The organism is Sphingobium estronivorans (assembly GCF_008692605.1).
In the GTDB taxonomy this organism is placed as follows: domain Bacteria; phylum Pseudomonadota; class Alphaproteobacteria; order Sphingomonadales; family Sphingomonadaceae; genus Sphingobium; species Sphingobium estronivorans.
In genome coordinates this window covers 79,954-96,598 of the sequence record NZ_LFCT01000014.1, presented here as the reverse complement: position 1 = coordinate 96,598, position 16,645 = coordinate 79,954, and the positions used below count along the sequence as shown (strand labels likewise).

The following is a 16,645-nucleotide window of genomic DNA, read 5'->3' as shown; positions in this document are numbered from 1 at the left end:
CCGGGGCTTTTTCCTTGTCTCTCTTGCACCGGGTCAGGCGGTCGCCAACCGCGCCATCTTGCTCAGCTTGTCGCCCGCGATCCGCATCATCGCCTTTTGCAGCTTTTCGAAAGCCCGCACCTCGATCTGGCGGACGCGTTCCCGCGACACGCCATACACCTGGCTCAGCTCCTCCAGCGTCTTCGGCTCTTCGGCCAGCCGGCGCTCGGCAAGAATATGCTTCTCGCGATCGTTGAGGTCGTCCATCGCCTCGACCAGCATGTCATGGCGCATTTCGCTTTCCTGCCGGTCAGCTACGCGCTCATCCTGAAGCGGATCGGTGTCCGCCAGCCAGTCCTGCCACTGACCTTCGCCATCCTCGCGCATCGGCACATTGAGCGACGTGTCGCCGCCCATCGCCATGCGACGGTTCATGGACACGACTTCCTCTTCCGTGACGCCCAGATCGGTCGCGATCTTCTTCACGTCATCGGGATGCAGGTCGCCATCCTCGAAAGCCTCGATATTGTTCTTCATCCGGCGCAGGTTGAAGAACAGCTTCTTCTGCGCGGCGGTGGTGCCCATTTTCACAAGGCTCCAGGACCGCAGGATGAATTCCTGGATCGAAGCGCGAATCCACCACATGGCGTAGGTCGCCAGGCGGAAGCCGCGATCCGGTTCGAATTTCTTAACGCCCTGCATCAGGCCGATATTGCCTTCGCTGATCAGTTCGCTGACGGGCAGGCCATAACCGCGATACCCCATGGCGATTTTCGCCACGAGACGCAGGTGCGAGGTCACGAGCTGCGCCGCAGCTTCGGAATCCGCATGCTCGGCATAGCGCTTCGCAAGCATATATTCCTGCTCGGGCGTCAGAATCGGAAATTTGCGGATTTCCGACAGATAGCGGTTGAGGCTGGCTTCACCGCCCAGCGCAGGAACCGCGGGGACATTGGTCTTTCCGGCCATGTCGTCACCTTTCCCTTTCATGCGCGGCGGAACCCAGAAGAGGCGTTCGAAGCGCCGTCGCAAACTTATCCAAACCTATACGTGAAGCTCGCTTAACAGTTCCTGCATATCGGCGGGAATCTGGCTGTCGAAGCTAAGGCTTTCACCCGTTACAGGATGTATGAACCCCAGCCTTTTCGCGTGCAATGCCTGCCTTTTGAAACCCAGCGTTTCCAGTATCGATTTGAAACCTTTTCTTTCTCTACCGTAAACCGGATCTCCGATCAAGGGGTGCCCCAGATGCGCCATATGGACGCGAACCTGATGCGTTCGCCCGGTTTCCAGCCTGCATTCGACCAAGGCCGCGCCCCGCAGCTTCTGCACGGTCCGGTAATGGGTCACGGCATGTTTGCCACGCCCTTCCCGATGAACGGCCATCTTCTTTCGATCGGCGTCGGAACGGCCGATCCACGTATCCACCATCCCCGCGCCCGGCTGCGGCACGCCATAGACGATCGCGGCATAAAGCCGGTCGATGCTATGGTCCTTGAACTGCTTCGACAGCCCTTCATGAGCACGGTCTGACTTGGCAACGACCAAGAGGCCGGAAGTATCCTTGTCGATGCGATGAACGATGCCGGGCCTTGCCACTCCGCCAATGCCGGACAGCTGCCCCTGGCAATGATGCAGCAGCGCGTTGACCAGTGTGCCGTCCAGATTGCCCGCCGCTGGGTGAACCACCAGCCCGGCCGGCTTGTCGATGACGATCAGTTCGGCATCCTCATGCACAATGGCGAGCGGAATGTCCTGCGCCACCGCTTCAGCCTCGACCGGGGGCGGCACGGCGATGGCGAAGGCCTGGCCCACCGCCACCTTCATGGAAGGATTGGGCGCACGGCCGGAGGTCATCACCTGCCCCTCGACGATCAGCGCCTTCAACCGCTCGCGCGACAGGTCGGGAACCAATTCGGCAAGCGCCTTGTCGAGCCGCATGCCATCCTGCGCCTCCCCTATCGTCGCTTCAATGATGGAAACCCCCGAAATCATTGCGTAGGGATGTAGGAATGAAGGCCAGAATTGCAAGAGGACTATTGGAACAAATCATGTCCGAAGCGGCAGCGGACGCGAATGAGGTCTGTGGCCTGCTCTTCGGGCAAGCAGACGGGATCGAGGCGATCCTGCCCGCCGCCAATGTCGCGCCCGACCCGACCCGTCATTTCGAGTTGGACCCCACGGTTCTGATCGCCGCTCACCGGGCGGCGCGGGATGGCGGGCCACAGATCGTCGGCCATTATCACTCCCATCCCGGCGGCACGGCGGCACCCTCCGCCACCGACGCTGCCTGCGCAGCGCCGGACGGCAGTTTGTGGCTGATCGTCGGGGGCGGCGCGGCGCGGCTGTGGGTCGCCACGGGACCGCGAGAAGATGCACGATTTGTTGAGGCTTTGCTCGATATCATGTGAAGGAAAGGCGGTGGGCCGGGCTTGCATCATGCGGCGGGGCAGCGCATTAGCCTTTCACGCCCTTTCCTTTCCCTTCTCCGGCGGCAGCGAACCTTCATGACCAATCCGACCGACAGCATCGAAACCGCCAGCATCGAAACCGGCGCCATCGAATTTGCCAGCCTGCTCTGCTCGCGTCTGTGCCACGATCTGCTCAGCCCTGTGGGCGCGCTCAACAACGGGCTTGAGCTGATGGCGGACGAGACGGACCCAGAAATGCGGCAGCGCTGCCTGGACCTGCTGGCGGACAGTGCCAAGACGTCGGCCAACAAGCTCAAATTCTTCCGTCTCGCCTTCGGATCGGCGGGCGGCTTCGGCGACGCGGTGCCGACGCACGAAGCCCGCGTCGCCATAGAGGGCATGTTCGCGGGCTCGGGCCGGGTGAAGATCGGCTGGCTGGTCGAGGAGGACATGCTCGACAAACTGCCGGCGAAGGTGCTGCTGAACCTCGCGCTGATCGCGGGCGATGCACTGGTCCGGGGCGGACAGCTCGACATCGGCGCAGAACGGCGGCCGGGCGTCACGGAAATCGTGGTGCGGGCGGAAGGACCCAAGCTGGTACTCGATCCCGATCTGCGTTCGGCGCTGGCGGGAACGCTGCCGCCAGAGGGACTGGCATCGCGCACTTCAGCCGCCTGGATGGTCCGCACGCTGGTCAGTAACGCAGGCGGGGAGATCGCCCTGTCCCCAGCGGGCGAACCGATGCTGCTCTTCGGCGCATCGATCCCGGACGCGCATTAACCCCCTTCGGATCGCGGTCAGTTCAGCCGCAAGCGCCGCGACCAAATCGGCGGCAGGCAAAGCGCGCGCCCGCGACATTCCGCCGTTGTCCACCCTTCGGACGTTCCCGACAATGGGCGACCTGCGGATTTTGAATGACGACCATTCTTCCCTATGAAAAAGGCCCGGCCGCTTTCGCGACCGAGCCCTTTTTCCAACAGTCCGAACGGATCAGAGGCTGTAGTACATGTCGAATTCGACCGGCGACGGCGCCATTTCCCAACGGTAAACTTCCGGCCACTTCAGTTCGAGATAAGCCTCGATCTGGTCCTTGGTGAACACGTCGCCCTTCAGCAGGAAGTCGTAGTCGGCGGCCAGCGAGTTCAGCGCTTCACGCAGCGAACCGCAGACGGTCGGCACCTGGCTCAGTTCTTCCGGCGGCAGGTCGTACAGGTTCTTGTCCATCGCGGAACCCGGGTGGATCTTGTTCTCGATGCCGTCGAGGCCGGCCATCAGCAGCGCGGCGTAGCACAGATAGGGGTTGGCCATCGCGTCGGGGAACCGGAATTCCACGCGCTTCGCCTTGGCGCCCGCGCCGTAGGGAATACGGCAGGAGGCCGAACGGTTGCGAGCCGAATAGGCCAGCAGAACCGGTGCTTCGAAGCCCGGCACCAGACGCTTGTAGCTGTTGGTGGTCGGGTTGGTGAACGCATTCAGGGCCTTGGCATGCTTGATGACGCCGCCGATGAAGTAGAGGCACATATCCGAGAGACCGGCATAGCCCTCACCCGCGAACAGCGGCTTGCCACCGTCCCAGATCGACATGTGGGTGTGCATGCCCGAACCGTTATCTTCAGCGATCGGCTTGGGCATGAAGGTCGCCGACTTGCCATAGGCCTGAGCGACGTTCCACACGACATACTTATAGATCTGCATGCGGTCGGCGGTCTGGACCAGCGTACCGAAGGTCAGGCCGAGTTCGTGCTGGGCAGCAGCCACCTCATGGTGGTGCTTGTCGCAGGGCAGGCCCATTTCGAGCATGGTGGTGACCATCTCGGCGCGGATGTCAGTGGCCGGATCGACCGGCGCAACCGGGAAATAGCCGCCCTTGGCGCGCGGACGGTGACCCATGTTGCCGCCTTCATATTCGCGGCCGGTGTTGGTCGGCAGTTCGATGTCGTCAATCTTGTAGAAGGACTCATTATAGGCCGAATTGAAGCGGACGTCGTCGAACATGAAGAATTCGGCTTCCGGCCCGACATAGATGGTGTCGCCGAAACCAGCCGACTTGACGAAGGCTTCCGCGCGCTTCGCGGTCGAACGCGGGTCGCGGGCATAAAGCTCACCGGTGTCGGGTTCCACGACGTCGCAGAACAGGATCAGCATCGGGGTGGCGCTGAACGGATCGACATAGACGGCGTCAAGGTCGGGCTTCAGGATCATGTCCGACTCGTTGATCGCCTTCCAGCCTTCGATCGACGAACCGTCGAACATCAGGCCCTGGCTCAGTTCATCCTCGCCCAGCACCGTCGAAACCATGGTCAGGTGCTGCCACTTGCCCTTGGGATCGGTGAAACGCAGATCGACCCATTCGATCTCCTTTTCCTCGATCATCTTCAGGATGTCTTTAGGCGTGTTGGCCATGTGAACTTGCCCTTCTTTCAAAAAATACCCCCCCGAAGGGGTGCGTTGATATGCGTCCGCCAGAACTGCAAGCCGGCGAGAACCTGTTGAAAATCAGATGGCGTCGCTGTCGCGTTCGCCGGTGCGGATGCGGACCGCCGCTTCGATATTGGAAATGAAGATCTTGCCGTCGCCGATGCGGCCAGTCTGCGCGGCGGAAGAGATCGCCTCCACCACCCGTTCGGCCAGCGAATCGTCGACGACCACCTCAAGCTTCACCTTGGGCAGGAAGTCGACCACATATTCGGCGCCGCGATAGAGTTCGGTGTGCCCTTTCTGGCGGCCAAAGCCTTTCGCCTCGGTAACGGTGATGCCCGACACGCCGACTTCATGAAGGGCCTCCTTCACTTCGTCGAGCTTGAACGGTTTGATGATCGCTTCGATCTTTTTCATCTTTAGTAACCCCAACCAAACGCGCGCTTCTCGGCGGAAGTGATTCCGCCCTTCGTTCCTGCCGAGTGACGATCACCATGCCCCCCAAAGGCACGCGCCGCCCATCGTCCTAATCAATTACCATGCCAAACGGCGAATCGCTGGAAACTGCTTTCCGCGATGCAGCAACTTTTGTCCATATTGCCCGGAATCCGGGCAATATCATGATCCATCGCCCATTTTTTGGGCAGGCCTGCGATATTCAGAGCGTATAGGGCGGCGCGTTGAGACCAGTGGGACTTTTCGTGAAGATTTCGCAGCCCGTCTCGGTGATGCCGATGCTATGTTCGAACTGCGCCGACAGCGTGCGATCGCGCGTCACCGCCGTCCAGCCGTCCTCCATCATCTTCACGCCGGGTTTGCCGATGTTGATCATCGGCTCAATGGTGAAGAACATGCCGGGGCGCAATTCCGGGCCGGTGCCGGGGCGACCGATATGAACCACCTCCGGGCTGTCGTGGAACACGCGGCCCAGGCCGTGGCCGCAAAAATCGCGGACGACGCCATAGCGATGCTTTTCGGCATGGCGCTGAATAGCATGGCCGATGTCGCCCAGATGATTGCCGGGCTTTGCTTGCTCAATGCCGAGCATCAAGCACTCATAGGTCACTTCGACCAACCGCCGGGCTTTGATGGAGGTCTCGCCGCAAATATACATGCGGCTGCTGTCGCCATGCCAGCCATCAACCAGCGGCGTCACGTCGATGTTGAGGATGTCGCCGTCCCTGAGCTTGTAATCGCCCGGAATGCCGTGACAGATGACATTGTTGAGCGAGATGCAGCAGCTATGCGTATAACCGCGATAGCCCAGCGTCGCGGGCACCCCGCCGCCGTCCAGCGTCATGCGGCGGACAATATCGTCCAGTTCGCCCGTGGTCACGCCCGGCACGACATGCGGCACCAGCGCGTCCAATATCTCCGCCGCCAGCCGCCCGGCCCTGCGCATGCCTTCGAAACCGGCCGCGTCATAGAGCTTGATCGCAGTCGAGCGGGAGATCGGCGCATCCGCCGTCATCGTCATATATTCGGTCATACACCGATTATAGGCGGAGACGCGCCATAATGCGAGGGGGGTCGCCTCCCGGACTAGGCATGGCGCGCGGCACAGGCTATGGCCTGCTCATGGCCGATCCCAACCGCATCTGGACCGCAGCGCTGGTCGTCATCGGCGACGAGATCTTGTCGGGCCGCACCCAGGACAAGAATGTCTCTCAGATCGCCACCTGGCTCAACGTGCAGGGCATCCGCCTGTGCGAAGTGCGCGTCGTGGCCGACGACAGCGATGCCATTGTGGAGGCGGTAAACACGCTGCGGGCGCGCAACGACTATCTGTTCACGACCGGTGGCATCGGGCCGACCCATGACGACATCACCGTCGATGCCATCGCCCGCGCACTGGGCGTCGAGGTGGAAATCCATGCCGAGGCGCGGGCAATGCTGTCGGGTTATTATGAGACGCGCGGCGGCCTGACCGATGCGCGGCTGCGCATGGCGCGGGTCCCGGCCGGATCGAGCCTGATCGAAAACCGCATGTCGGGCGCGCCCGGCATCAGGCACGGCAATATCTTCATCATGGCCGGCGTGCCGCATATCACCGCCGGAATGCTGGACAGCCTGACCGGCACACTGGAAGGCGGCCTGCCGGTGCTGTCGGCCAGCATCGGCTGCTGGGTCGCGGAAAGCGAGATCGCGGACCTGCTCGGCGCCACCGAGCGCGCGCATGAGGGATGCCAGATCGGCAGCTATCCCTTCTTTCGCGAGGGCCGGACAGGCGCCAATTTCGTGATCCGCTCGACCGATGGGGAAGCGCTGGACCGCTGCGTCGCCGATCTCAGCGCCGCGTTGGAACAAGGGGGTTGGCCTGCCGTGCCGGGCGGCATCTGATGTTCGCCACAGCGCGCGCTTGAACCGGCCGGAGATCGCGCTACCACAGCGCCATGCTCGCAAAGACTTCCGCTCCGCGCCGCCGCTCCCGCTGGATCAGCCTTCCTCTCAAGATTTTCGGCGGCTTCATTGCCCTCTCGCTGCTGATGGCGGTGATCTACCGCTTCGTGCCACCGCCGGTGACATGGACGATGATCTTCGACCCGCATGGCATCACCAAGGATTGGATGAGCCTGGACGAGATGGACCCCGACATGGCCCGCGCCGCCATCGCGGGGGAGGATAGCCGCTTTTGCAGCCATCATGGCTTCGACGCCGTCGCCATCGCCCAGGCCATGCGCCACAATGCCAGCGGTGGCCGCATCCGCGGCGGATCGACGATCAGCCAGCAGACAGCGAAAAATGTCTTCCTCTTCCAGGGCGGTGGCTTCCTGCGCAAGGGGCTCGAAGCCTGGTTCACCCTCCTTATCGAAACCATCTGGGGCAAGCGGCGGATCATGGAAGTGTATCTCAACGTCGCGGAGACGGGTATCGGCACCTATGGCGCCAATGCGGGCGCGCTACGCTATTTCCACCATGATGCGAGCCGCCTCTCCCGCCCGGAAGCAGCCCGGCTCGCCGCCGTACTGCCCCTGCCAAAAAAGCGCGAAGCGATCGATCCCCACGGCTTCACCCGTCACTACGGCAACAGCATCGCCGCCCGCATCGGCATCGTCCAGCGCGATGGACTGGATCGCTGCCTGAAATGAGGCCGACGGGTTGGGATCGGCGAAGACGGTGTAGCGATACAGCGAGGTTGCCTGCGAAGAGGTGGCCGCCGCATTGTCCTTCACATCCTGTCAGCTATAGGCGGCGCTGATCGCCAGACCGAAATTGAACGACTTGTCGAAACGCACGGTACCGGCATAGGAACGGCCCTTGTCGAAATTGGTTAGGATAATGTCGGATAGCGCGGTGCCGTCGATTGAGATGTAGCGCGGACGGCCAGCGGTCCTGCAGGCCGAGGGCATAGCTCATATAATGGAAGTTGACCGCCGCGTCGCTGGGATTGCCGGTGTTGGCATTGCTGTAGACGAAATTGGCCGCATGCTTGTTCTGGAATCCGTCAATCGTATCGAAGGTCCAGGCCCCCGCATTGCCGTGACACAGAGCGGCGTCGCCGCCGAAACCGCTGAGAATTCGAATTATCTATTCGATTTAATTCATTTTTTCGTGATGCAGGAATTTTACAGTAATATAATTTTGCGCCGCAAAATTTTGTGCGATGGCACAACATAGCAAAAAGGGCCGACGAATTTCGCCGGCCCTTTTATTTCTAATGCTTAATGAGTTCCGGTCAGGCGGCGTCTTCGGCCCGCTTGTCCTTTTCGCTGAATACGCGAATTGGTTCCTTGCTCCCGGCCACCACATCCTTGTCGACCACGACTTCGCCCACACCTTCCATCGAAGGCAGATCGAACATGGTATCCAGCAAGATCGCCTCCAGGATCGAACGCAGGCCGCGAGCGCCCGTTTTGCGCTCGATCGCCTTCTTGGCGATCGCGGTCAACGCATCATCGGTAAAGCTCAGTTCGACATTTTCCATGTCGAACAACTTCGCATATTGCTTCACCAGCGCATTTTTCGGCTCGACCAGGATTTTGACCAGCGCGGTCACATCCAGATCTTCCAGCGTCGCGATCACCGGCAGGCGACCGACAAATTCGGGGATCAAACCGAATTTCAGCAAATCCTCCGGCTCGCTCTGCCGCAGCAGTTCGCCGGTCTTGCGCTCCTCCGGTGCCGCCACATGCGCGCCGAAGCCGATCGACTTGGCTTCCAGACGGTCGCCGATGATCTTTTCCAGACCCGCAAACGCGCCGCCGCAGATGAACAGGATGTTGGTCGTGTCGACCTGAAGGAACTCTTGCTGCGGATGCTTGCGCCCGCCCTGCGGCGGAACCGAAGCGGTCGTTCCTTCCATCAGCTTGAGCAGCGCCTGCTGCACGCCCTCGCCCGAAACATCGCGGGTGATCGACGGATTTTCCGCCTTGCGGCTGATCTTGTCGATTTCGTCGATATAGACGATGCCGCGCTGCGCCTTCTCGACATTATAGTCGGACGCCTGAAGCAGCTTCAGGATGATATTCTCGACATCCTCGCCGACATAGCCCGCCTCGGTCAGCGTGGTGGCGTCAGCCATGGTGAAGGGCACGTCGAACGTCTTGGCCAGCGTCTGCGCCAGCAGCGTCTTGCCGCAGCCGGTCGGCCCGACGAGCAGGATGTTCGACTTGGCCAGTTCCACCTCGCCCGGCTTGGTACCGTGGTTGAGCCGCTTGTAATGGTTGTGGACAGCGACCGACAGGACGCGCTTCGCCCGGTTCTGGCCGATCACATAATCGTCCAGCACATCGCAGATTTCCTGCGGGGTCGGCACGCCGCCATCCTTCTTGCCGACGAGACCGCCCTTGGTCTCCTCGCGGATGATGTCGTTGCACAGTTCCACGCACTCATCGCAGATGAACACGGTCGGCCCCGCGATCAGCTTACGCACCTCATGCTGCGACTTGCCGCAGAAGGAGCAGTAAAGCGTGCTTTTAGAATCGGAGCCCGTAAGCTTAGTCATTCGCCAATCTCTCTTCCCTCTTTCAGGCGAACAGTCGCCCGCCCGAGGGATATGGTGGTCCTAGGATCATCCTAGACCGCGACGCGCCCGTTTCACAAGGGGAGAAAAGGGCGCGTGCGGTAAACCTCTGTTTTAGCCTTCGGTCGTTTCCGGCAGCGCCGGGCGGCGGTCGAACACTTCATCGACCAGACCGAACGCCTTGGCTTCCTCCGCCTCTAGGAAAGTGTCGCGGTCCATCGCCCGTTCCACTTCCTCCAGCGAACGGCCGGTATATTGAACATAGAGATTGTTCAGGCGGCTGCGGATTCGCAGGATCTCCTTCGCCTGGATCTCGATGTCGGAGGCCATGCCCTGCGCGCCGCCCGAAGGCTGATGCACCATGATGCGCGCGTTGCTGAGCGCGATGCGCTTCCCCGGCTCCCCGGCGGCGAGCAGGAAACTGCCCATCGAAGCCGCCTGGCCGATGCAGACCGTGCCGACCTGCGGACGGATATATTTCATCGTATCGTGGATCGCCATGCCGGACGTCACCACGCCGCCGGGCGAGTTGATGTACATCCAGATGTCCTTCTTCGGGTTTTCCGACTCAAGGAACAGCAACTGGGCGACGATCAGCGAGGCCATGTGATCCTCGACCTGCCCGGTCACGAAGATGATCCGCTCGCGCAACAGGCGTGAATAAATATCGAAGCTGCGCTCGCCCCGGTTCGACTGTTCGATGACGATGGGGACCAGAGCGGCCATGGGATCGGACATGATATCGGTCATTTTGCTCTTTCAGGGTGTTGCTTTTGCCCAACCCTACATCGGGACAAAAGACAGATCGTTCAAGGGGTCGCGTGAAACGCTAGGGTCCGGTCAGTCGCGCCGGGCAAAATCGGCCGGCGCCTTGAAGGCCAGATAGGCAAGCCGCCGGACCTCCCGCCGCCCGCGCACGACGGTATCGAGGATCAGCCCGCACATTCCCGAAAGCGTGGCGAGAATCATGAGGCCGGTCACCAATATGGCCGTGGGAAAGCGCGGCACCAGACCGGTTTGCATATAGGTCAGGATCAGCGGCGCCGCCAGAACCAGCCCCGCCGCCGCCAGCAATGCGGCGATCAGTCCGAAGAACAGGATCGGCCGCTCGATACGGTAAAGGGTGATGATCGTCCGCAGGATGCGCCAGCCGTCACGATAGGTGCTGAGCTTGCTCACCGAGCCTTCCGGCCGCGCGCCATAAGCGGTGACGACCTCCGCCACGGGCATGGCAAGTTCCAGCGCGTGAACGCTGATTTCCGTCTCGATCTCGAAACCGGCGGAAAGAACGGGGAAGCTCTTCACGAAACGCCGGGAAAAGACGCGGTAGCCCGAAAGAATATCGGTGAAACTGCGCCCGAACAGCTGCTTCAACAAGCTGGTCAGCGCCCAGTTGCCGAAACGATGCCCCCGCCGATAGGCCTCTTCGATCTCGCTCTTGCGCGAACCGACGACCATGTCGAGATTGTCGCCCAGCATGGCCGCGACCATCCTGGGCGCGGCGGCGGCCTCATAGGTCGCGTCACCATCGGCCATGATATAGATGTCCGCATCCACATCCGCGAACATGCGGCGCACGACATGGCCCTTGCCCTGTTGCGAAACGCGACGAACAACGGCCCCTGCCCCGGCCGCCAGTTCGCGGCTGCCGTCAGTGCTGTTATTGTCGAAGACGTAGATTTCCGCCGAAGGCAGCGCGCGACGGAAATCCTGCACCGTCTGCACGATGGCGCCCGCTTCATTATAGCAGGGCAGAATGACCGCGATCCGCGGCGCGGCAATCCCCATCCCGCTGTCCACTGCCGGAAATTCCTTCATCGACCACAAACCTTTTTGGCGCCCTGCCCCCTGTCGACATGAACGGACCTGATTAATATTTCGTCTGCCATGCCAGAACCGAAATGAAAAGCGCGGGAATATGAAAAGCGCCCGGGCTTCCTGACGAAGCCGGGCGCTTATCCAGTCAGACCGAAAGGGTCTTATTCAGCCTTGGCGGCAGCCTTCTTGGCAGGAGCCTTCTTGGCCTTGGGCTTGTCCTCGGCCGCAGCGTCCTCAGCAACGGTCTCGCTCTTCTTGGCGGCCGCCTTCTTGGCCGGGGCCTTTTTGGCGGGCGCCTCTTCGGCAACTTCCGCTTCAGCAGCCGGAGCGGCGTCGTCCGCCTCTACCTTCTTCTTGGCAGCAGCCTTCTTCGCCTTGGGCTTCTCGTCATGATCATGATCGTGACCGCAACCCGGGCCATGGACGTGCGGCTTCAGATCGCCATCTTCGGCTTCGATAGCGGCTTCCAGCTCTTCACGGCTGACGGCGCGGTCGGTGATCTCGGCCTTGTCGAACAGGAAGTCGACAACCTTGTCCTCATAGAGCGGCGCGCGCAGCTGGGCGGCGGCCATCGGGTCCTGACGGACATACTGCACGAAGCGCTCGCGATCCTGGGGGCTGTACTGCTGGGCAGCCTGCATGATCAGGCGGTTCATTTCCTGTTCCGACACGACCACGCCATTCGCCTGACCGATTTCCGACAGCAACAGGCCCAGGCGGACGCGGCGCACGGCGATACCGCGATAATCTTCCTTTTCCGCTTCCATTTCGGCCAGCGCCGCTTCCGGATCTTCCTCATGCCCGGCTTCATGCTGAAGCTGCGCCCAGATCTGGTTGAACTCGGCTTCCACCATGCTCGGCGGCACGTCGAAATCGTGCGAAGCGGCGAGCTGGTCGAGCAGCTTGCGCTTCATATAGGTGCGGGTCAGGCCATTATGTTCCTGCTCGATCTGGCCCTTCAGCAGTTCCTTGAGCTTGTCCAGACCTTCCAGACCCAGCGACTTGGCGAAATCATCGTCCAGCTTGGGCTTGTCGGCGTTCAGGATCGCCTTGACGGTGATGTCGAAGGTCGCTTCCTTGCCGGCGAGGTGCGCCGCGCCATAATCTTCGGGGAAGGTCACGGCGATGACCTTTTCCTCACCCTTCTTGACCCCGGCCAGCTGCTCTTCGAAGCCGGGAATGAACTGGCCTGCGCCGATCTTCAGCTTCACATCTTCGGCCGAGCCGCCTTCAAAGGCTTCGCCGTCGATCTTGCCGACGAAATCGATGGACAGCGTGTCGCCGTCCTTCGCCTTGTGGCTGGCGGCATGCTCTTCCAGAGCGCCCTGCTGGGTCGCGATGCGGCCGGCGGCTTCATCCACCTGGGCGTCGGCGACTTCGACGGTAAGGCGCTCCAGCTTCAGGCCTTCGACGCTCGGCGCGGCGATTTCGGGCAGCACCTCCAGCGCAACCTTGATCTCGGCATCCTTGCCGAATTCAAAGCCTTCATCCAGTTCGACGGACGGCTGCATCGCGGGACGCAGCTTGTTGTCGGCGATCAGCTTCTGGATGCTGTCCTGAATCGAGCTGTTCAGCGCGTCGCGCTGCAACGATTCGCCGTGCATCTTCTTGACGAGGTTGGCGGGCACCTTGCCAGGACGAAAGCCGGGCATGCGAACCTGCGGCGCGATCGCGGCCACTTCCTTTTCCACGCGGGCGTCGATGTCCTTCGACGTGATGGTCACGGTGTAGGCGCGCTTCAGCCCCTCGTTCAACGTCTCAACAGTCTGCATCTCTTCTCTCAAACGCTTTCTTCAGCTGAATTTCGTTGGCGCCTGCGCATCCATCAGTCTGGCGCACTGGTGCGGGCGAAGGGACTCGAACCCCCACATCTTGCGATACCAGAACCTAAATCTGGCGCGTCTACCAATTTCGCCACGCCCGCATCGGTCGCCGGTCGGCGCGGCATAGAGAAAAGCGTGCCCCGAAGCAAGGGCCGAGGGTCAAGCCTGTGGACAACCGGTGGATAACTCGCTTCGGAACCCTGCCGCAAGCCGCGCGTACCTCTTTAAAGAGGAGAAACAGCCATGGCCACCCAACCCGCTCCCACCCCCGACGGCGTACCGCCGCCCGACATCATCGAGCCGCAGTCCCCCCCGGAAACCCCGGCCCCCGCGACGCCCGAAGAGACGCCCGCCAATGAGCCGCCGGAAATCGTGCCGGCCAGGCCCGATTTCGATCAGCCCGACCGCGCTCCCCCGGAACTTCCGCCCCGCTGATCGACATCGGCTGAAATGCACCGCTGAAGCGATTCGGATCATGCGACGTCAGGGCCTCCGCGCGAACCTTCGCGCATGGCCCGTCATGCCAGCAAATCCCGAACCAATGCTGGCACCAATTCGCTCGCCGGTCCCATGCGGCTTTCCTCGAAATAGAAACTCCCGGCCGAAGGCTCCAGATTAAGCTCCAGCGTCCGCGCCCCTGCATGAAGCGCCGTCTGTACGAACCCCGCCGCTGGATAGACCGCCCCGGAGGTTCCCACGGACACGAACAGGTCGGCCCGCCGCAAAGCCGCGTCGATGGCATCCATCTCGTAGGGCATTTCACCGAAAAACACGATGTCCGGCCGCAAATGGGGGCGCCCGCACGCATCGCAAACGGACGCCGGCGGCAAGCTTTCCATCCAGCGGATCGCCTTTCCGCAAGCCGCGCAAAGCGCCGACTGCAATTCCCCATGCATGTGGATGAGCCGTTTGGCGCCCGCCCGCTCATGCAGGTCGTCGACATTCTGCGTAACGATCAGCAATTCTCCCGGCCACTGCGCGTCCAGAGCTGCCAGTGCCTCATGCGCGGCATTGGGCGTCACCTCCGCCAGCTTCGCCCGCCGCTCGTCATAGAAGCGGTGCACCAGCGCCGCATCGCGCGCCAGGGCTTCGGGCGTGCAGACATCCTCGACCCGATGTCCTTCCCACAGCCCGTCCGGCCCGCGAAAGGTCGCAAGGCCGCTCTCGGCGGAGATTCCCGCGCCGGTCAGGATCACGATGTTGCGAATGTCGTCCATCCTTGCCTCTCTAGCCGTTCGCCAAGGGATGACAAAGCCCCCCCGCTCTGGCATCGGCCAGCGGGACACAAGAAGGAAAGAACCATGACCAGCATCGGCATTTTCGGGGCAGCAGGCCGCATGGGGCGCGCCATTGCGCAGATCGCGCAGGAAGCCGGGCTGAACATCGCCGGAGGCACCGATCGCAGCGCCGAGGGCGAACTGGCTCCCGGCATCGCCATCACGACCGACCCGCTCGCGCTGGCGGAGGCGAGCGACGTGCTGATCGACTTTTCCGTGCCCGGCGCGCTGTCACCCCATCTCGATGCCTGCATCGCCGCGCAGAAGCCGGTCCTGATCGGCACCACCGGACTTGAATCCGCGCATCACGCCCTGATCGACGAGGCCGCCAGGCATATCCCGATCCTCCAGACCGGCAACACCTCGCTTGGCGTCAACCTGCTCGCGGCGCTGGTGGAGCAGGCCGCCTCGCGCCTGGGCGACGATTGGGACATTGAGATCGTCGAGATGCACCATCGCCACAAGGTCGACGCGCCATCCGGCACTGCGCTGCTGCTGGGCGAAGCTGCGGCGCGCGGGCGCGGCATCACCCTTGCCGATCATAGCGAACGGGGCCGCGACGGCATCACCGGCGCACGGGCCAAGGGCGCCATCGGTTTCGCGGCATTGCGCGGCGGTTCGGTTGCCGGCGACCATCAGGTGATATTCGCCGCCGAAGGCGAGCGGATCGAGATCGGCCATCGCGCCGAAAGCCGCATCATCTTCGCACGCGGCGCCGTGAAGGGCGCGCAATGGCTGATCGGCCAGCCCATCGGCCGCTATGACATGAAGGGCGTTCTGGGCCTCTAAGCGCGTGAAAAAGGACCAGATCTTCGAATTTTTCAGCCGCCTTGCCGAAGCCAACCCGGCTCCGCGCACGGAACTGGAATATGGCAATGACTATCAGCTTCTGGTCGCGGTCGTGTTGTCGGCGCAGGCGACCGATGTCGGCGTCAACAAGGCGACCCGCGCCCTGTTCCGCGACGTCCACACGCCGCAGCAGATGGTGGACCTGGGTGAAGAGGGCCTGAAACAGCATATCAAAACCATCGGCCTGTTCAATGCGAAGGCAAAGAACGTCATCGCCCTGTCGGAAATCCTGGTCCGCGATTTTCATGGAGAAGTGCCGCAGGATCGCGACATATTGACCACCCTGCCCGGCGTCGGGCGCAAGACCGCCAATGTCGTCGTCAACACCGCCTTCGGGCAGGAGGCATTCGCGGTCGACACCCATATTTTCCGCGTCGGCAACCGTACCGGCCTTGCGCCCGGCAAGACACCGCTGGCGGTGGAACTGAAACTGGAAAAGCGCGTCCCCGGCCCCTTCCGCCGCGATGCGCATCACTGGCTGATCCTGCATGGCCGCTATGTGTGCAAGGCGCGCAAGCCCGAATGCTGGCGCTGCATCGTGGCTGACCTCTGCCGCTTCAAGCCCAAGACGCCGGCTCCCGGAACGCCGAACTGATTATCGTGCGGTTCAGGCAAACGATGCTAGACGGAGCGAAATAACGGATGAAGCGTTAGCGCGTCGTCATCCCTATAGTTATAAGGAGAGACATCATGTCCACCCATCGCACCCATCGGCTCGCGCTGGTCATGGCACTGGCATGCGTTGCGGGCCCAGCGCTTGCCAAGTCCGCGCCCGATAATCTCGTACCCGTCGGCAAGCCGGTCGACTGCGTCCAGATCACGTCGATTCGGTCCACCGACGTCCGCGACGACCGCACCATCGATTTCATCATGAATGGCAGACAGGTCTACAGGAACACGCTGCCCGACAGCTGCCCCAGCCTGGGCTTCGAAAAGCGCTTCATGTACAAGACCAGCCTGTCGCAACTCTGCTCGGTCGACATCATCACGGTCCTCTACCAGACCAACGGATTGCAGCGCGGAGCCAGTTGCGGCCTTGGCAAATTCCAGCCGATGCAGAAAATGGCGAAATAAGATTGGCCTGAGGTGATTTTGGTGCTGGCGCGA

At 62.0% G+C, this 16,645-nt stretch carries 20 protein-coding genes and 1 tRNA gene; 9 read left to right on the top strand and 12 right to left on the bottom strand.

Annotated elements, in window-relative coordinates; genetic code table 11:
- Positions 1–33: 33 nt before the first annotated feature.
- Both rpoH and F7P65_RS11035 read right to left on the bottom strand, forming a co-directional pair.
- Positions 34–948: an RNA polymerase sigma factor RpoH gene (gene rpoH, locus F7P65_RS11040; RefSeq protein WP_150291801.1), complete on the bottom strand. Its 915-nt coding sequence runs from the start codon at positions 946–948 to the stop codon at positions 34–36.
- A 75-nt stretch (positions 949–1,023) separates the two neighbouring features.
- Positions 1,024–1,974 carry an RluA family pseudouridine synthase gene (locus tag F7P65_RS11035; RefSeq protein ID WP_150291800.1) on the bottom strand — a complete coding sequence of 317 codons (951 nt, stop codon included), beginning with the start codon at positions 1,972–1,974 and terminating at the stop codon, positions 1,024–1,026.
- Positions 1,975–1,991: 17 nt separating this feature from the next.
- Between F7P65_RS11035 and F7P65_RS11030 the strand changes: the two genes are divergently transcribed.
- Both F7P65_RS11030 and F7P65_RS11025 read left to right on the top strand, forming a co-directional pair.
- Entirely contained in the window at positions 1,992–2,390 is a 399-nt protein-coding gene (locus tag F7P65_RS11030) for a M67 family metallopeptidase (RefSeq protein ID WP_150291799.1), read from the top strand.
- A 96-nt stretch (positions 2,391–2,486) separates the two neighbouring features.
- The gene (locus F7P65_RS11025; RefSeq protein ID WP_150291798.1) at positions 2,487–3,170 is read left to right on the top strand and encodes a histidine phosphotransferase family protein; all 684 of its coding nucleotides are present in this window, start codon (positions 2,487–2,489) and stop codon (positions 3,168–3,170) included.
- 210 nt (positions 3,171–3,380) lie between these two features.
- On the opposite strand, the gene glnA is transcribed toward F7P65_RS11025, so the two are convergent.
- The 3 genes from glnA to map all read right to left on the bottom strand — a co-directional run bounded on the left by glnA (position 3,381) and on the right by map (position 6,297).
- Complete coding sequence (gene glnA / locus F7P65_RS11020; protein ID WP_150291797.1) at positions 3,381–4,793, bottom strand: type I glutamate--ammonia ligase; 1,413 nt, start codon at positions 4,791–4,793, stop codon at positions 3,381–3,383.
- 93 nt (positions 4,794–4,886) lie between these two features.
- Positions 4,887–5,225: a P-II family nitrogen regulator gene (locus F7P65_RS11015; RefSeq protein ID WP_150291796.1), complete on the bottom strand. Its 339-nt coding sequence runs from the start codon at positions 5,223–5,225 to the stop codon at positions 4,887–4,889.
- Between the two features lie 241 nt (positions 5,226–5,466).
- On the bottom strand, positions 5,467–6,297 hold the full coding sequence (gene map / locus F7P65_RS11010; RefSeq protein WP_150291795.1) for a type I methionyl aminopeptidase: 831 nt from the start codon (positions 6,295–6,297) through the stop codon (positions 5,467–5,469).
- 89 nt (positions 6,298–6,386) lie between these two features.
- Here map and F7P65_RS11005 point away from each other — a divergent pair, with 89 nt between their 5' ends.
- Both F7P65_RS11005 and mtgA read left to right on the top strand, forming a co-directional pair.
- A complete protein-coding gene (locus F7P65_RS11005; protein ID WP_150291844.1) occupies positions 6,387–7,148 on the top strand; it encodes a competence/damage-inducible protein A in 762 nt (253 codons plus the stop codon).
- Between the two features lie 53 nt (positions 7,149–7,201).
- On the top strand, positions 7,202–7,897 hold the full coding sequence (gene mtgA, locus F7P65_RS11000; protein WP_150291794.1) for a monofunctional biosynthetic peptidoglycan transglycosylase: 696 nt from the start codon (positions 7,202–7,204) through the stop codon (positions 7,895–7,897).
- Between the two features lie 90 nt (positions 7,898–7,987).
- Here the strand turns inward: mtgA and F7P65_RS22020 are convergent, their stop codons facing one another.
- Positions 7,988–8,158, bottom strand: coding sequence for a hypothetical protein (locus tag F7P65_RS22020; protein WP_162854600.1), 171 nt, complete (start codon positions 8,156–8,158; stop codon positions 7,988–7,990).
- Positions 8,159–8,168: 10 nt separating this feature from the next.
- Here F7P65_RS22020 and F7P65_RS10995 point away from each other — a divergent pair, with 10 nt between their 5' ends.
- Positions 8,169–8,426 carry a hypothetical protein gene (locus F7P65_RS10995; RefSeq protein ID WP_150291793.1) on the top strand — a complete coding sequence of 86 codons (258 nt, stop codon included), beginning with the start codon at positions 8,169–8,171 and terminating at the stop codon, positions 8,424–8,426.
- A gap of 58 nt (positions 8,427–8,484) precedes the next feature.
- Here F7P65_RS10995 and clpX read toward each other — a convergent pair whose 3' ends face one another.
- The 5 genes from clpX to F7P65_RS10970 all read right to left on the bottom strand — a co-directional run bounded on the left by clpX (position 8,485) and on the right by F7P65_RS10970 (position 13,513).
- Positions 8,485–9,753 (bottom strand): ATP-dependent Clp protease ATP-binding subunit ClpX, encoded by a 1,269-nt coding sequence (gene clpX, locus F7P65_RS10990; RefSeq protein ID WP_022683954.1) that lies wholly within the window; start codon positions 9,751–9,753, stop codon positions 8,485–8,487.
- Between the two features lie 132 nt (positions 9,754–9,885).
- Complete coding sequence (clpP, locus tag F7P65_RS10985; protein ID WP_150291792.1) at positions 9,886–10,521, bottom strand: ATP-dependent Clp endopeptidase proteolytic subunit ClpP; 636 nt, start codon at positions 10,519–10,521, stop codon at positions 9,886–9,888.
- 90 nt (positions 10,522–10,611) lie between these two features.
- Positions 10,612–11,589 carry a glycosyltransferase family 2 protein gene (locus F7P65_RS10980; RefSeq protein WP_150291791.1) on the bottom strand — a complete coding sequence of 326 codons (978 nt, stop codon included), beginning with the start codon at positions 11,587–11,589 and terminating at the stop codon, positions 10,612–10,614.
- Between the two features lie 161 nt (positions 11,590–11,750).
- Complete coding sequence (gene tig, locus F7P65_RS10975) at positions 11,751–13,361, bottom strand: trigger factor (RefSeq protein ID WP_150291790.1); 1,611 nt, start codon at positions 13,359–13,361, stop codon at positions 11,751–11,753.
- A 67-nt stretch (positions 13,362–13,428) separates the two neighbouring features.
- A tRNA-Leu gene (locus F7P65_RS10970) sits at positions 13,429–13,513 on the bottom strand.
- 142 nt (positions 13,514–13,655) lie between these two features.
- Between F7P65_RS10970 and F7P65_RS10965 the strand changes: the two genes are divergently transcribed.
- Entirely contained in the window at positions 13,656–13,847 is a 192-nt protein-coding gene (locus tag F7P65_RS10965) for a hypothetical protein (protein ID WP_150291789.1), read from the top strand.
- Positions 13,848–13,930: 83 nt separating this feature from the next.
- Here F7P65_RS10965 and F7P65_RS10960 read toward each other — a convergent pair whose 3' ends face one another.
- Positions 13,931–14,629, bottom strand: coding sequence for an NAD-dependent deacylase (locus F7P65_RS10960; RefSeq protein WP_150291788.1), 699 nt, complete (start codon positions 14,627–14,629; stop codon positions 13,931–13,933).
- Positions 14,630–14,713: 84 nt separating this feature from the next.
- On the opposite strand from F7P65_RS10960, the gene dapB reads away from it, so the two are divergent.
- The 3 genes from dapB (at position 14,714) to F7P65_RS10945 (ending at position 16,612) form a co-directional block, all read left to right on the top strand.
- Complete coding sequence (dapB, locus tag F7P65_RS10955) at positions 14,714–15,478, top strand: 4-hydroxy-tetrahydrodipicolinate reductase (protein WP_150291787.1); 765 nt, start codon at positions 14,714–14,716, stop codon at positions 15,476–15,478.
- 4 nt (positions 15,479–15,482) lie between these two features.
- Positions 15,483–16,133 carry an endonuclease III gene (gene nth, locus F7P65_RS10950; RefSeq protein WP_150291786.1) on the top strand — a complete coding sequence of 217 codons (651 nt, stop codon included), beginning with the start codon at positions 15,483–15,485 and terminating at the stop codon, positions 16,131–16,133.
- A 95-nt stretch (positions 16,134–16,228) separates the two neighbouring features.
- A complete protein-coding gene (locus F7P65_RS10945; RefSeq protein WP_150291785.1) occupies positions 16,229–16,612 on the top strand; it encodes a hypothetical protein in 384 nt (127 codons plus the stop codon).
- The last annotated feature ends 33 nt before the right edge of the window (positions 16,613–16,645 follow it).

Excerpts from the sequence above, each read along its gene's own strand:
- rpoH (WP_150291801.1), bottom strand. The coding sequence starts at position 948 with ATGGCCGGAAAGACCAATGTCCCCGCGGTTCCTGCGCTGGGCGGTGAA.
- F7P65_RS11035 (WP_150291800.1), bottom strand. The coding sequence starts at position 1,974 with ATGATTTCGGGGGTTTCCATCATTGAAGCGACGATAGGGGAGGCGCAG.
- F7P65_RS11030 (WP_150291799.1), top strand. The coding sequence starts at position 1,992 with ATGAAGGCCAGAATTGCAAGAGGACTATTGGAACAAATCATGTCCGAA.
- F7P65_RS11025 (WP_150291798.1), top strand. The coding sequence starts at position 2,487 with ATGACCAATCCGACCGACAGCATCGAAACCGCCAGCATCGAAACCGGC.
- glnA (WP_150291797.1), bottom strand. The coding sequence starts at position 4,793 with ATGGCCAACACGCCTAAAGACATCCTGAAGATGATCGAGGAAAAGGAG.
- F7P65_RS11015 (WP_150291796.1), bottom strand. The coding sequence starts at position 5,225 with ATGAAAAAGATCGAAGCGATCATCAAACCGTTCAAGCTCGACGAAGTG.
- map (WP_150291795.1), bottom strand. The coding sequence starts at position 6,297 with ATGACCGAATATATGACGATGACGGCGGATGCGCCGATCTCCCGCTCG.
- F7P65_RS11005 (WP_150291844.1), top strand. The coding sequence starts at position 6,387 with ATGGCCGATCCCAACCGCATCTGGACCGCAGCGCTGGTCGTCATCGGC.
- mtgA (WP_150291794.1), top strand. The coding sequence starts at position 7,202 with ATGCTCGCAAAGACTTCCGCTCCGCGCCGCCGCTCCCGCTGGATCAGC.
- F7P65_RS22020 (WP_162854600.1), bottom strand. The coding sequence starts at position 8,158 with ATGCCCTCGGCCTGCAGGACCGCTGGCCGTCCGCGCTACATCTCAATC.
- F7P65_RS10995 (WP_150291793.1), top strand. The coding sequence starts at position 8,169 with ATGGAAGTTGACCGCCGCGTCGCTGGGATTGCCGGTGTTGGCATTGCT.
- clpX (WP_022683954.1), bottom strand. The coding sequence starts at position 9,753 with ATGACTAAGCTTACGGGCTCCGATTCTAAAAGCACGCTTTACTGCTCC.
- clpP (WP_150291792.1), bottom strand. The coding sequence starts at position 10,521 with ATGACCGATATCATGTCCGATCCCATGGCCGCTCTGGTCCCCATCGTC.
- F7P65_RS10980 (WP_150291791.1), bottom strand. The coding sequence starts at position 11,589 with ATGAAGGAATTTCCGGCAGTGGACAGCGGGATGGGGATTGCCGCGCCG.
- tig (WP_150291790.1), bottom strand. The coding sequence starts at position 13,361 with ATGCAGACTGTTGAGACGTTGAACGAGGGGCTGAAGCGCGCCTACACC.
- F7P65_RS10965 (WP_150291789.1), top strand. The coding sequence starts at position 13,656 with ATGGCCACCCAACCCGCTCCCACCCCCGACGGCGTACCGCCGCCCGAC.
- F7P65_RS10960 (WP_150291788.1), bottom strand. The coding sequence starts at position 14,629 with ATGGACGACATTCGCAACATCGTGATCCTGACCGGCGCGGGAATCTCC.
- dapB (WP_150291787.1), top strand. The coding sequence starts at position 14,714 with ATGACCAGCATCGGCATTTTCGGGGCAGCAGGCCGCATGGGGCGCGCC.
- F7P65_RS10945 (WP_150291785.1), top strand. The coding sequence starts at position 16,229 with ATGTCCACCCATCGCACCCATCGGCTCGCGCTGGTCATGGCACTGGCA.